This is a genomic window from Nocardia lijiangensis NBRC 108240 (assembly GCF_001613045.1).
Taxonomy (GTDB): Bacteria; Actinomycetota; Actinomycetes; order Mycobacteriales; family Mycobacteriaceae; genus Nocardia; species Nocardia lijiangensis.
Genome location: NZ_BDBP01000041.1, coordinates 1 through 13654 on the forward strand (window position 1 = coordinate 1; position 13654 = coordinate 13654).

9 protein-coding genes and 1 pseudogene are annotated in these 13654 nt (G+C 66.2%); 5 read left to right on the forward strand and 5 right to left on the reverse strand.

Annotated features, from left to right (window positions below; translation table 11 throughout):
* Together NL1_RS16350 and NL1_RS40215 are read right to left on the reverse strand one after the other, a co-directional pair.
* Nucleotides 1-1135: AAA family ATPase (locus tag NL1_RS16350; protein ID WP_156094882.1), on the reverse strand; the 1135-nt coding region annotated here is incomplete at its 3' end.
* Nucleotides 1136-1348: 213 nt separating this feature from the next.
* Nucleotides 1349-2137, reverse strand: coding sequence for a MarR family winged helix-turn-helix transcriptional regulator (locus tag NL1_RS40215; RefSeq protein WP_084510651.1), 789 nt, complete (start codon nt 2135-2137; stop codon nt 1349-1351).
* Here NL1_RS40215 and NL1_RS38160 point away from each other — a divergent pair.
* Both NL1_RS38160 and NL1_RS39505 read left to right on the forward strand, forming a co-directional pair.
* Nucleotides 2077-2280 (forward strand): hypothetical protein, encoded by a 204-nt coding sequence (locus tag NL1_RS38160; protein ID WP_162272739.1) that lies wholly within the window; start codon nt 2077-2079, stop codon nt 2278-2280. The two genes, NL1_RS40215 and NL1_RS38160, sit on opposite strands and share 61 nt — an antisense overlap.
* 388 nt (nt 2281-2668) lie before the next feature.
* A pseudogene (locus NL1_RS39505) lies at nt 2669-3244 on the forward strand (IS701 family transposase).
* A gap of 336 nt (nt 3245-3580) precedes the next feature.
* On the opposite strand, the gene NL1_RS40220 reads toward NL1_RS39505, so the two are convergent.
* Nucleotides 3581-4438, reverse strand: coding sequence for a pentapeptide repeat-containing protein (locus NL1_RS40220; protein ID WP_084510654.1), 858 nt, complete (start codon nt 4436-4438; stop codon nt 3581-3583).
* Between the two features lie 1207 nt (nt 4439-5645).
* On the opposite strand from NL1_RS40220, the gene NL1_RS16365 reads away from it, so the two are divergent.
* Both NL1_RS16365 and NL1_RS16370 read left to right on the forward strand, forming a co-directional pair.
* Nucleotides 5646-6260: a malonic semialdehyde reductase gene (locus tag NL1_RS16365; RefSeq protein WP_067840308.1), complete on the forward strand. Its 615-nt coding sequence runs from the start codon at nt 5646-5648 to the stop codon at nt 6258-6260.
* A gap of 43 nt (nt 6261-6303) precedes the next feature.
* On the forward strand, nt 6304-7248 hold the full coding sequence (locus NL1_RS16370; protein ID WP_067840310.1) for an alpha/beta fold hydrolase: 945 nt from the start codon (nt 6304-6306) through the stop codon (nt 7246-7248).
* A gap of 54 nt (nt 7249-7302) precedes the next feature.
* Here NL1_RS16370 and NL1_RS16375 read toward each other — a convergent pair whose 3' ends face one another.
* The gene (locus NL1_RS16375) at nt 7303-8523 is read right to left on the reverse strand and encodes an IS110 family RNA-guided transposase (RefSeq protein ID WP_067840312.1); all 1221 of its coding nucleotides are present in this window, start codon (nt 8521-8523) and stop codon (nt 7303-7305) included.
* A 224-nt stretch (nt 8524-8747) separates the two neighbouring features.
* Here NL1_RS16375 and NL1_RS16380 point away from each other — a divergent pair, with 224 nt between their 5' ends.
* Nucleotides 8748-9614 carry a fumarylacetoacetate hydrolase family protein gene (locus NL1_RS16380; RefSeq protein WP_067840314.1) on the forward strand — a complete coding sequence of 289 codons (867 nt, stop codon included), beginning with the start codon at nt 8748-8750 and terminating at the stop codon, nt 9612-9614.
* Between the two features lie 497 nt (nt 9615-10111).
* Here the strand turns inward: NL1_RS16380 and NL1_RS16385 are convergent, their stop codons facing one another.
* On the reverse strand, nt 10112-13627 hold the full coding sequence (locus NL1_RS16385; protein ID WP_067840316.1) for an indolepyruvate ferredoxin oxidoreductase family protein: 3516 nt from the start codon (nt 13625-13627) through the stop codon (nt 10112-10114).
* Nucleotides 13628-13654: the final 27 nt, after the last annotated feature.

Genomic DNA, 13654 nt, shown 5'->3' on the forward strand with positions numbered 1-13654 from the left:
GCGCCGCCGACACCGCGGCCTGCCCGCCGCGCTGTCGCGCCCGTAATGCCAGTTCCTCCAGCTGCGCCGCCAAGTCCTCGTCGGGCTGCAAGGTGAGCGCGGCCAGATGCCAGGCGCGCCGGTCGATATCGGATGCCTCGGCCAGCGCCCGGTGCGCGGATATCCGCGCGGCCACACCACAGGCCGTGATCACCGCGGCACGCACCAAAGGGTGGTGGAATTCGACGCCCTCCGGATGCACCTGGATCAGCCCAGCGCGCTCGGCTTCGGCGAAGTCAGCCAGTGCGGCGCCGAGCTGGCCGACCGCGTATTCCAGCACAGGCAACTCGTCGTAGTTGGCGAGCGCCGCGACCAACAGACAGAGGCGGGTGGCCGGAGCGAGGCCCGAGATCCGGTTACGGAAGCCGATCAGTACCCGATCGGTCACCGGCCCCGCCGATGGGACCAGCATCAATCCCAGGGCGCCGCGGCGCTGCCAAGGCGTGAGCATCCGGGGAATCTCGATCAGTGCGAGCGGATTGCCCTCGGCCTCGGCGAGTAACCGATCGCGTACCGCCGGCGGCAGATCGTCCGCGTGCTCGGCAAGCAGGCGCCGGGCCGCACCGTCGTCGAGCCGGCCCACTCGCAGCTCGGGCAACCCTGGTGCGCGCAACCCGTCTTCCCGCGTGGCGAACAGCACCACGACAGGCTCGGCATGCAGGCGCCGGGCGGCGAACAGCAGGGCATCCGCCGACTCGCCGTCCAGCCACTGCGCATCGTCGATCACACAGACCACCGGGCCGGCCGCCGACAGCTCGACCAGCAGGCCCAGAGTCGCGAGTCCGACGAGGAACCGGTCGCCCCGGGTGGAGCCGGTGAGGCCGAGCGCACCGCGCAACGCCTCGCTCTGCTGCCGCGGCAACGTGTCGATCTGATCGAGGACCGGCCGAAGCAGCAGATGCAGAGCCGCGAACGGCAGATCGGACTCGGACTCCACCCCGGTCACCCGCAGCACCCGCGCCTGCACTCGCCGGGCCGCGGCGTCCAGCAGCGCCGACTTCCCGATACCGGCCTCGCCCCGCACGATCAGCGCGCCACACCGGCCCTCCAGCAACTCCCCCAGGACGGTCAGCTCCGCGCGGCGTCCATACAGCATGACACTCCAAGATGAAACGTGAGTCCGTAAATCGTGCACCGCACGGTCACTACGGCTCAGTGCCGGCGGCCGTGCCGGAGCGACCGCCGACCGGGCCGGCACCACTGGGAAGGCACCGGTTTGTTCCGCCACCTGCCATCGGCGACATGATAGAAGTCGGACCGAGCAGCCGGTGCCTGTTCGACCGGTGACATCCGCGTGATCTGCACGCGCTCATTCACACCTGGCCCCAGCGGATGCCTCGGTGACACACTGTGCGGCAGGATCCGAGGCCTCCGCGTATCCCCGGTGCAGGCGGCGTTCATTCCCGCCGTTCCCGGCTTTCTCATCGCCCCGGCGCTCGGGAGCGGAAACGACCTGGTCCAGGGCACCGAGCAGTTCGGCGAACCGGACGCGGCCGTCTTCACCGAGCGCGTCCAGGACGAGATCGTTGATCACCTCGAAAACCTGTTGGGCACGAGCCGTGGTCTCGGCTCCGTGGGGTGTCAGGAAAAGGGCCGCGGCCCGCGAATCGTTTTCGCTGATACGCCGCTCGACGAGGCCCGCGTCCACCAGACGACCGACCCCGGCAACGAGGGCGGATTCGCCGAGGCGCAGTCGCCGGGCGACATCGCGTTGCGAGCAACCCGGATCGTCAGCAATGACAGCCAAGATCCCGGATTGGGCGGTGGTGACATCCGCGGCTTCGGCCAGCAGCCGATCGGACCACTTACGGAAGGAATGTGCGACCTGCTGAATACGGCCGATCAGCCGGTACGGGTCCTTTGCCATTCCTGCCACCCAACTCGCATAGTTTTGTAGTGAAGTATATCCGAGTAGGGCTCCCATGGGCGTAACAGATGTCTGGGCGCAGCAGGTGAGCCCGCGGATGGCCGCACAGCTGTTGATGGCCTCACCTGCTGCGCCGGACCGGCAAACGGTCCTCGGAGCTGGCGGCCGGCGTGGACGCCACGCTGCGGGAGATGGACGCCGCGGGTGTGGATCTGGCGTTGATGTCCGCATGGCACGCGCCGAGCGGGCCGTTGATCGGCAACGAGGACGTCGCGGCGCTCGTCGACCGAGCACCGGACAGATTTCGCGGCCTAAGTATCCGCTGGCAGATCTCCAGCGCGCACGGTGCAGCAGCACCTACGCCTCGGCGATGAGCCAACCGGAGGGCACCCTGCATCCGGTCATGTATCTGTTCCAGTACTCCGCGTGGAACGCGGAACATGCGCTGGCACGTGATCGATGTCGGCGAAGGCCTCGACTGCGTGAACAGGCACGGCGTACCGGCGGCGGCACGACGTGAAATCGTCTGCGCCGCATAGTCATTATCTACGCTGGAGGGGCATCGGTGCCGGAATGGCGATGGCGTGGATGACGACCAACGTCCCGTAAACAGCCGCCCCGGCGACCAGGTGGGTGCGCCGGTAGTACGTCGCCGGCACGGCAGTCTCGGCAACTCACTGAAATGGCTCCCCTACTTAGCACGACAGTTGTATTTCGTTGTTTTGCATTGGTGTCGAGGCCGGGATAGCTTTCCTCGTTGCGTTGGGTGATGTTGTGGCCGAGGATGTTTCGGCGTGGCGGGTGGGTTTCGATGGGGTGTTCGCTCGGGTGGCTGGGGTGTTCTATCGGGCGGAGCCGCGGCGGTGGGCGCGGGCGTATCTGACGGGGGCTGGCGCCGGTGGAGCGGAAGAACTCGTGGCAGTTGTCCGAGGCCGCCGGGCAGGTGGATCCGAGCCGGTTACAGCATTTCCTGAATCGGTCGCGATGGGATGCCGATGAGCTGCGTGATCGTCTGCGTTCGTATGTGGCCGAGGCGCTGGCCTGCCCGGATGGCGTCTTGGTCCCGGACGAGACCGGGTTTCTGAAGAAGGGTGTGAAGTCGGCGGGGTGCAACACCAGTATTCGGGCACGGCCGGGCGAGTGGAGAATTCCCAGCTCGGGGTGTTCCTGGCCTATGCCGGGCGCTCAGGGCGGGCGCTGATCGACCGAGAGCTCTACCTGCCTGAGTCGTGGATTGGTGACCGGGACCGCTGCACCGATGCCGGAATCCCTGAAAGCCAAGGCCACAGGACGGAAGCCTTCGAACAGGGTTTCCACCTCGGGTGTCTCCGGTGTTGATTGTTCGTCTCCATGTCGATAGACGGTCCAGACACGACCAGCTCACCAACACCTCCTTGACGACGGTTTCCGTTGCGCTACAGAGGATTTTGTACAGACTCGTTGCTCGACACCAGATAGACATCTCGCGAAGTCGGAGGTCGAGCCGCGAGCGGACGACGCACTGAATGTCCGGCTGATCAGCGCCTTAATCTGGATCCGCATCGCAGCTCGTCCGTGGAAGCGAACCGCTTCGGCGTCCAAGTCAGACGAAGCGGCCGACAGTGTGCGACTCGGCAGCCGGCTGGTCGAACGTGTCGGTCGTGCGGCTGCGGAAGTTCGTCCATGAGATCAGGTCTACGGAACAGCACTGAGCGGCAGCTCGTATCCCCATGGCCATATCGTTTGATCGTTGGCACTCAGGCCATCGAAGTTCACGTCCGTCAGCTTTGCGCCGGAGAGGTCTGCACCGCACACGTTCACGCTTCGCGCGTCAGCGCCTCGTAGGTCTGCTCCTCGAAGTTTTGCACCACTGAGGTTCGCGTCGCGCAGATCCGCCTCCCGCAGGTCAGTGAGGCTCAACTCTGCGCGTGTCAAGTCCGCAGCCCTCAAAACCACGCCGATTAGGTCCGCGCCGCGCAGATCGACGCCCTCGAGCGAGGACCGAAGCATTTCAGTGGATGCCCGCAACCAGGAGGTGGATTCCTCGGGTGGTAGTCGCCGCCGTGTAGCGATAACCCGCACAATGGTTTGCCGTACTTCATTCTCCCCAAATGCTTCGACAGAATTGCCAGCCTCGCCTGCCAGCTCCTTGACAGAAGGCGACCTAGGAACCCGGAGGTACGCGCGCAGTAGGTCAATACACACTTGCCGTTGCCTGGCATCACCGATGCTGTTCCAGTCGTCCCCGAGCGATGCCACTGCATAGATAGCGGCGAGCCGAACGGCAGCCGACGAGTGGGCGAGCTGTACCGTGACGCTGGCATACCGATCGTGTAACGCCCGCACAATCTCCCGCTGATGGGCTTGCTCTCGCGCTGCCAGTTGTTCCTTCAGTGCCTTCTCCGCCTGTCTCTCCTCACTCGACCTGGTCTTGTGTTGGCTGTAAAGGTCAGCCCAGCTGCGGCGAGCACGCTGCCGCCCCCGATGACGGCTCCTTGCCCGGGCTGGAGGTCGCCCCACTGCAGGGCAACGAACACAAGCACGACCGCACATCCGGCCGCAATAGTGGCGAACACGACCAGCTTCACGCTCGTTGACGATCGCGACGTTGGATCTGCTCCACGCACCCTTCGAGTGTCACTCAGGGCCTACGACAGCATCGCGTGTTTGCACATCTTGGCAAGGCAAGAAGTTCGCCGAGAGGTCGCGGCGCTGATCGCACGAGTCAGTAGGCCGGGTCATAGTTCGAGCCTGATGCCTCTGGGTTATGACAGACACCGATGCGGCCATCTTCCGATGCCTGCCCCGACGGCCGGCAAACGTCACGTTTCTCGGACCGAGCTGACTTCATCCGAGGATGGGCAGCATTCAGGTCGATGAAACCGCATGCCGAGACGAGTCGCACTCCCGGCCACTAAAGGTGGTGCGCCGATAGAAACGCTCCGGGTGAGCGTGCGCCCCACCCGGAGCAACTCCCTGTCTATCACTTGGTCCAAGCTGTCCGCACGCCTGGGCGGCCAAAGCTCTGCTCCAGGCGCCCTGCCGACGTCGATGTCTGCCGCGCCCCCACAGCGAGTGCTTGGGTGACGGTGACACCACTACGACTTGCTCGGCGATCCGGGCATGTGACTATCCCCGGAGAAGGCGTCTGTGGGCGCAGGAGTGGCAGAACCCGCGACCAATGGAGTACAAGTCCATAGCTGATGGACAGCTTCACCGCGACCGCGATGTGTTCGGATATATGTTTCCATCAGCATAAATCCCGAGAGACGAAGAACTCTCGGATGCGTTGGCGTTCTGCCACCTTCGACCATGTTGTGTTGAAAAAGTAGAGTAAATGTAGACCTCGATGAAGCCGATCTAGTGCGATTTCCGGTCCGCGGTTGGCCGCCTTTGCGGACCCGAACCCTATCGGGCAATCCTGCCGCAAGTAGAGCACGCACGGTCTCAGCTCCGCGAACAGCCCGTCGCGCCGTCAAAGTCCACGCCCTCGCCGATGCCGCCCTCGACTCATGCGCATGGGCGGTGCATCGGGTACGCCGCCTCGACAGCGGCCCCGCTCGAGCGTGCCGGGCCACCGAAATCGTGCACCGCGCGGTGACCGCGCCCAAGCCGCAGTCTTCGTGCGCCGGCGTTGTCAAGGTCACCCACCCCCAAGAAGGCCAAGTGACCGCGCCAATACACTTCCACCTCTTGACCGGCAGTCATGAGATGCTCTTAACTATTGTTCAAGACCTGTTTGCTGAGAGGCGCCCTACTGATGACCGAACTGACCGCACCTGCCCTACCCGCCCTCGATCCCGCCGCGCGCGCGACCTTGTTCACGGCGGCACGGACCGCGAACACCTTCTCCGACACCCCCGTCACCGACGCGGAGCTGACGCAGATTTGGGAGCTCGCCCGGTGGGCGCCCACCGCGGCGAACACCCAGCCGTTGCGTGTGCTCTTCGTCGGCAAGGGTGCGGGCCGCACCCGGCTGGTCGAGCACATGGACGAGGGCAACAAGGCCAAGACGGCGGCCGCCCCAGCCGTCGCCGTCCTCGCGGTGGACACCCGCTTCCACGAGCATGTGCCGACCCTGCTGCCCTTCAAGCCCGAACTGGCCGGGCTCTTCGAAGCCAATGCGGAGCTGCGCACCGCCACCGGCGCGTTCAATTCGGCCCTGCAGGCGGGCTACTTCGTCTTGGCCGTGCGCAGCGTCGGTCTCGCCGCGGGGCCGATGGGCGGATTCGACCGCGCCGGAGTGGATTCGGCATTCTTCGCCGACGGCCACTGGCGATCGATCCTCGTCGTGAACATTGGACACCCCGACGAGAACGCGTGGCGCGAACGACTGCCTCGCTTGGCCCACGAGGACGTCGTGCGTTGGGCGTGACGCCCGCTGTCGAGCCTGCCGATTCCTTCTCGAGGAGAACACAATGACCGACCTGCGCCATCATTATGTCGAGGTCAATCGCATCCGACTGCACTGCGTCGAGGCCGGAGAAGGCCCGACCGTCATCCTGTGTCACGGGTTCCCGGAACTCTGGTACAGCTGGCGCCATCAGCTTCCCGCACTGGCGCAGGCAGGCTACCGGGCCATCGCACTGGACATGCGCGGCCACGGCGAGTCCGACGCTCCGGCGAACATTGAGGACTACGACGTGTGCCGCACGGTCGGCGACGTCATCGGCCTGATGGACGAACTCGGTATCGGCAGAGCGGCTTTCGTCGGCCACGACGCGGGCACGTTGACGGCCTATACTGCGGCGCTGATGCGACCCGATCGAGTGCGCGGTGTGATGGGGCTGTCGGTTCCCTATATTCCGCGGGGTCCGCTCAGTATTCTCGAATCGTTCGACGGCGCGGTCCCGCCCGGCTTCTACATGGTCTACTTCCAGGAGCCCGGCCGCGCCGAACGGGATCTCGAACGCGACGTCACCGAAAGCCTGCGGCGCATCGTCTACGCCAACTCCGGCGAGAATCCGCACGTCCCCTTCCTCATGACGGTGCCCGAAGGCGGCACCCTGATCGATGTGCTTCCCGCCCCCGCGGGCGCGATCGGCTTCCTGTCTGACGCCGACCTCGACGTCTACGCGACCGCCTACTCGCGCAGCGGATTTCGCGGCGGCCTCAACGGCTACCGGGTGTTCCATCGCAACTGGGAGCTCACCGCCCCATGGAACGGCGCCGCACTGCCGGTGCCCTGCGGCTATGTCGGCGGCACCGCCGACACGGTGTTGCACTTCCCCGGCTTTCGCGCCGCGGCGGAGGCGATGGGAACAGCGACCTTCCTGGACGGGGCCGGTCATTGGATTCAGGCGGAGCGACCGGACGAGGTCAACGCCGCGCTGCTGTCGTTCCTCGGGTCGCTCCCGAGCTGACCGTCCGAGCGCGAAACCACCGCAAAGCTTCGCCGAGGAATCTCAATGACGATGTCAAGCCGCGGCCGGGACTCCGGTGACGCTTGGGGGCTTGGTGTCGAAGGCGCGGTTGTCACGCAGCAGGGCCCACAGCACATCGACCAGGCGCCGGGCCAGCGCTAGGAGGGCCTGGGTATGAATGAGTCGTTCGGTGCGTTTGCGTTGGTAGAACGTTCGCGAGGGTCCCTCGTTGCGGATCGAGGACAGGGCGGCCATGAAGAACACGCGCCGCAGTCTGCGGTTGTAGCGTTCGGGCCGGTGCAGATTGCCGCTGATCCGGCCGGAATCGCGGGGCACCGGCACGAGCCCGGCGTAGGAGGCCAGCCGACCCGGGGTGGTGAACTCGGCCAGCGCGTCGCCGCCGGTGCTCACGAGGAAGTCGGTGCCCAGGTGCGGGCCCATGCCGGGCAGCGACTCGATGATCGCCGCCTGCGGGTGGGTGCGGAAGCGGGTGGCGATGTGCTTGTCGAGGTCCTTGATCTCGCGATCGAGATCGAGCAGTTTGGCCGCGAGCCGCTTGATCAGTGTGGCGGTGGTGGCCTCGCCGGGCACGGCGATATCTTGAGTTTCCGCGGCGGCCACCCCCGCCGTGGCCATGGTGGCAATGCCTTTGCGCCATGCGTCGTTCTCGGTGAGATATGTTGCGACACCGCTGATTCCGGCGTCACGAATCTCTGCCGGGGTGCACAATCCGGCGACCAGGATCAGCGGCGAACGCGCCGAGTAGTCGAACGCGGCCTCCAACGCGGGAAAGATCGAGGCCAGCTTGGCGCGCAGCTGGTTGACCCCGCGCACCCAGTCGGCCATGAGGTCGGCGCGGTAGCTCGCCAGCTGGGTCAGCTCGGCGATCAGCTCGTCGGGCGCGGTCACCGGCGTCAGATCGTTGCGCATGCGGGCGGTGTCGGCGATGACACGGGCGTCCTTGGCGTCGGTTTTGCCCTCACCGCGGAAGACGCCGGTCATGGTGGCCACCATGCGGCCGGGCACGTAGACCACCGACTCGCCGGCGCTCAGCAGCACCGTGATCAGCAGCGCGGCAAAGGGGCTGGTCAGATCGATCGCCCACCGCAACTCGATCCCGGTGTTGCGGGCGCGGTCGATCACCGCCTCGATCGCCCGCTGGTCGTTGGCGAGTTTGCCCGACCAGCACACCTTGGCGTTCTCGTCGACCACGCACACGTGATGGTTGGCCTTGCCGACATCGATCCCGATCCAGAGCCGTTGACGCCGAACCACTCTCACACTCCCGTTCACGCCGCCGAAGCCCGTGGACAACCCCGCCATCAGGTCCCTAACCAGCACGAACCGCATCAGATCTCAATAAGTGGCCGGAGCGTCCAGCACGGCGGGGCAGCCATTCCTCGGGAGCCACAACAGCGGCAAGCAATCATCAGCCACACCCCACCGTCCTGGGCATCCAGGGCACCAACCCCAGACAGCCACAAACTTAGGGAGACATCATGCGTCTTTACACCACTGACCAGGGCATCGCCCGGGAGGACAGCCCCGGAGTACTCACCGTCCTCGACCTCCCGTTCGCCGACGTCGGCGAACTTCTGCGCGGACCGGGTCTCGAACTCGCCGCGACGGCGCCGCCGAGGCAGATCGTGCCGCTGCGCCGAGTGAAACTCCATCCCGTTCTGCCGTGTCCCGGCAAGGTTCTCGCCGTTGGCCTCAACTACCCCAGCCATGCCGAGGAGGCACTGGAGAAGTTCGCCGAAGCCGGGCGCCACGACGTGACGCTGCCAACCGAGCCCAATGTGCAAGTCACGACCGGGTCCGCGGCGGCCGCGCACGACGGGCCGATCGTTCTGCCCGCGGTGGCGCCCGGCTACGTCGACTACGAGGGCGAGGTCGGCGCGGTGATCGGTCACCCTGCCACCGATGTCGGCGCAGGCGAAGCATGGCGTCATGTCGCCGGGCTGACCGTGATCAACGACATCACCGCCCGCGACATCCAGCGCCGCGCCTACGCGGGTGATCCCATCGCCTCGATCGCGATCGCCAAGAGCTTCGACACGTTCAAGCCCATCGGCCCCTGCCTCGCGACGACCGACGAGTTCACCGAGCCCCTCGACCTGCGCATCCGGACCTGGGTTAATGGCGAACTGCGCCAAGACGATCGGACTGGCAACTTTCTGCACCGCATCCCGGAGCTCGTCTCGTACCTGTCCCGCTATCAGACACTGGAAGCCGGTGACGTCATCGCCACCGGAAGCCCGCGCGGGGCGGGCCAGTTCAACGAGCGCTTCCTGCGGCACGGAGATGTCGTGGATGTGGAAGTCGAAGGCGTCGGGATACTCAGCAATCATGTCCTGACAGCTTGATCGCACCCCTCAGGCGGCCCGCCCGGCGTTTGCCGCAGCGGGCCGCGCTATTCGTCGTGCCGCGCGCTATTCGTGATGCCGCACTGCGCCACGCTCGGCCGTAGCGGGAGAGCTCGCGGACCGAACTTTCGACGCAGCCGATCAGGGCCCGAGAAACAATCGTTCACACGGCAGGCGTGGCAACCGCCGACAGTCGTCGACAGCGTTCTGGATCAATTCGATCGTGCACCAACGCTTTTTCCGCCAATCACGGACCAAGCTGGGTATCGCCGCGACATCAGCCCAATAGTCGAATGCGATGTCGGTCAGCCAAATCCGAAGGTACACATCACTATCGGATCGAAACCGGACTTCCGCGGTCATGGCCTGTTACCTCGCCTCTTCCGGAGTCGTCACCGAGTGCGCGGACGCCGCTGGCTCACCGGCTGTTGCGCCACTTCCACCGGCAACACCGGTGGAAGTGGCGCAACGCCGCCAGGCCGACTCCGGACGAGGCACTACGCCACACCAACCACCGGTTGGGCGGCGCGGTAGGTGTCCAACAGCGCAGCTACTCGGGCGCGGTAGCGGTCGACATTCGCCAGCTTGATGGATTCGTATCCGCGAATCATGTCCGGCAGATCGGCGATTTCGACAGCCAGAGTGTGGTTTTCGGGTCGCAGATCCGCCAGCAGTTTCTCGACCAGCGCACGGTACTCGGCGATCAGCGCGCGTTCCTGCCTGCGTACTTCGGCCATTCCGAACGGATCGAAGCGAGTGCCCCGGACCCGGCGCATGGCCGTCAGCAGCCCGTACACCGGCCGGAACCACGGACCGAGTTCGATCTTGTTCCGCATGCCGAGCGCCCGCAGGATCGGTGGGTGCAGGCGGTACGACATACGGGCGCCGGGCCCGAACTCCGCCTCGATGGCGGCGCGCAGGGCGGGGTCGATCGACAGCCGGGCGACCTCGTACTCGTCCTTGTAGGCCATGAGCTTGTAGAGGTACCTGGCAACCGACTCGGTGAGCGCGGTCGCACCGGGAATCCGCTCGTCCTCACGCTGCCGCACGTGCTCGACGAACCGGCTGTATTCCCGTGCGTACGAGAGGCTCTGGTAGTCGACGAGGTCGGGGATGCGGACGGTGATCAACCGCGTCAACTCGGTCTCCCGGCCGGATGCCACCTGAGCGAACAACTGCCGAACTGCCTGTGACAGCTCACGATTCGCGCCCTCGGCAGGTGACTTCTCCGCCACCGCGGCCTCGAAAGCCGCAGCGTCCGCGACGGAAAGGCGGCCGTAACGGAACGCTCGAACGTTGGCCTCGACCTGCACGCCGTTCAGGGTGATGGCGTGCTCGACCTCCGCGGGCGACAGCGGCAACGAACCGGATTGCACCGCCGCGCCGACCAGCAGGAAGTTGGCGTACTGATCCTCGCCGAGCAAGGCGTTCGCCGCGCGACGGGCGTCGAGGAAGATCGCCTCGCGCGTCGTCGAGCGCAAGGCGTCCCGGATGGGTCCGACGTCGGGGAAACCCACGGCGGTGTCGATGACCATCTGTCCCGTCGGAACCTCACTGGTGGAGATCACCGCTGTGGTCCGTTCGGCGCTCGCCGCCGCCAGGTATCGTTCGTCGGCGGCCACCAGGATGTCGCATCCGAGATACAGATCGCACTCCCCGGCCGCCGCCTTCCCAGCCTGGCCGGTCGGTTCGGCGGAGATCTTGAGGTCCGAGACGACCGCTCCCCCCTTCTGCGCGAGACCGGTCTGGTCCAAGGTGCGGACATGGCGACCGGCCAGGGCCGCGGCGGTGCTGAGCACCTGCGCCAGCGTGACCACACCGGTCCCGCCCACACCGGTGATGCGCGTGGTGTGGGTTCCATCGAGCGCGAACACCGGCTCCGGGAGTGCGTCGGCGTCGAGCAGCGACGCCCGGGTACCGCCCGCGCGCTTCCCCGCGGGCACCACGGTGATGAACGACGGGCAATCACCCGACAGGCAGGAGAGATCCTTGTTGCACGAGGATTGGTCGATGCGCGTCTTGCGTCCGAACTCGGTGGCGATCGGCTGGACCGACAGGCAGTTGGACTTCTCGCCGCAGTCCCCGCAGCCCTCACAGACCCGTTCATTGATCACCACCCGCTGCGCCGGCTCCGGCGCGAGCCCGCGCTTGCGTTTGCGCCGCAGTTCGGTCGCGCATTCCTGGTCGTGAACGAGCAGGGTGACACCACGCGTGCGCGCGAGTACCTCCTGGGCTTCGATCAGCCGGTCACGACGCCAGACTTCCACTCCGCGAGGGAGTTTCGTCTTGCGATAGCTCCTGACATCGTCGGTGGTGACGATGATGCGCACGACTCCCTCGGCGACCATCGCCTCGCAGATGGCAGGCACCGTCATCAGCCCGACGGCCTGCTGCCCGCCGGTCATGGCCACGGCCGAGTTGTAGAGCAGTTTGTAGGTGATGTCGACCCCGGCCGCGATCGCGGCCCGGATCGCCAGGCTGCCGGAGTGATGGAAGGTACCGTCGCCGAGGTTCTGGATGAGGTGGTCGCGCTCCAGAAACGGCGCCATACCGATCCACTGGGCACCTTCGCCACCCATCTGAGTCATCCCGGCCACCTCGCCCACCTGTTTGGCATCCATCAAGGTCACCATGGCGTGGCAGCCGATTCCCGCGCCCACGGTGGCGCCCGCGGGGACCTTCGTCGAGACATTGTGTGGGCAGCCCGAGCAGAAATACGGCGTCCGGGTGACGAGGGGCAGCGCGATCGGACCACGCCGGCGGCGTGACTTCCCCGACCAGTCGTCGACCGAGGGAAAGCCGCCGATTTCGGACAGCCGCGCGGCCACATGGCTCGCGACGATATCGGGGTCGAATTCGCCGTCGGCCGGGAACAGCGCGGCGCCGCCGGGCGTCCGTTTGCCCGAGACAGCGGGCGCGTCGGGCCTGCCGTACAGCAGGCCCTTGACCGCGGTCTCGATGAGCGCCCGCTTCTCCTCGACGACGATGATCTCGGACAGCCCCTCGGCGAACTCGTCGACGACGGTCGGCTCGAGCGGGTGGATCATGCCGAGCTGAAGCAGCCGCACGCCGCGCCGCGCCAGCTCGTCGTCGTCGAATCCCAAAGCGCGCAGGGCTTGCCGGAGATCCAGAAACGTCTTTCCCGCGGCGACGATGCCGACCCGGTCCGACGAACCGGAATGCGTGATGCGATTGAGCCCGTTGGCCGCGGCGTATCGACGGGCGATCTCCAGGCGCGCGCCATCCCGGCTCCGTTCCAGCGCACCCAACGTCGGTTGCAGGACCTGGCCGGTCACCTCGTGCCGGTATTCGGCGCCGTCCACGGTCAGGTCGGGAACGACCGGACGGACCCGGTCCGGGTCCACATCCACCGTTCCCGACCCGTCCGCGACGTTGGTCACCACCTTCATGGCCACCCACAACCCGCAGGCACGCGACATGGCGATGCCGTGCAGGCCGAAGTCCAGCGCCTCCTGCGGATCGGCCGGATAGAGCACCGGCAGTCCCAAGTCGGCCAGGAGCAGTTCGGAAGCTCCCGGTACGGACGACGACTTCGCCGCCGGATCGTCGCCGACCAGGGCGAGCACCCCGCCCTCGGCATGGGTGCCCATCAGATTGCCGTGCCGAACCGCGTCGGCCGCACGGTCCAGCCCCGGGGATTTCCCGTACCAGATCGCACTGACCCCATCGACGCGCTTGTCGGATTGCCTTGCGGCGAGCTGCGTTCCCTGCACGGCGGTCGCCGCGAGCTCCTCGTTCACGCCCGGTCGGAACACGATGTCGTGCTGGTCGAGCAACGCCGCATTGCGTTCGAGTTCGGTGTCGTATCCGGCGAGCGGTGAGCCTTCGTATCCGGAGATGAAACAGGCGGTGCGGCGCCCTGCTCGGTCGTCCGCCCGTCGCTGATCCAGGGGAATCCTGGCCAGTGCTTGGATTCCGGTGAGATGGACACGCCCGTGTTGCACGGTATATCGGTCACGAGGTGACGCCACCGGCGCTGATTGATTCGTCACGACAGAGGATTTCCTAACGAAGAGACG

Coding starts and splice junctions, on each gene's coding strand:
- NL1_RS16380 (WP_067840314.1), top strand. CDS start 8,748: ATGCGTCTTTACACCACTGACCAGGGCATCGCCCGGGAGGACAGCCCC.
- NL1_RS16365 (WP_067840308.1), top strand. CDS start 5,646: ATGACCGAACTGACCGCACCTGCCCTACCCGCCCTCGATCCCGCCGCG.
- NL1_RS40220 (WP_084510654.1), bottom strand. CDS start 4,438: ATGTGCGGTCGTGCTTGTGTTCGTTGCCCTGCAGTGGGGCGACCTCCA.
- NL1_RS40215 (WP_084510651.1), bottom strand. CDS start 2,137: ATGCGGACATCAACGCCAGATCCACACCCGCGGCGTCCATCTCCCGCA.
- NL1_RS16370 (WP_067840310.1), top strand. CDS start 6,304: ATGACCGACCTGCGCCATCATTATGTCGAGGTCAATCGCATCCGACTG.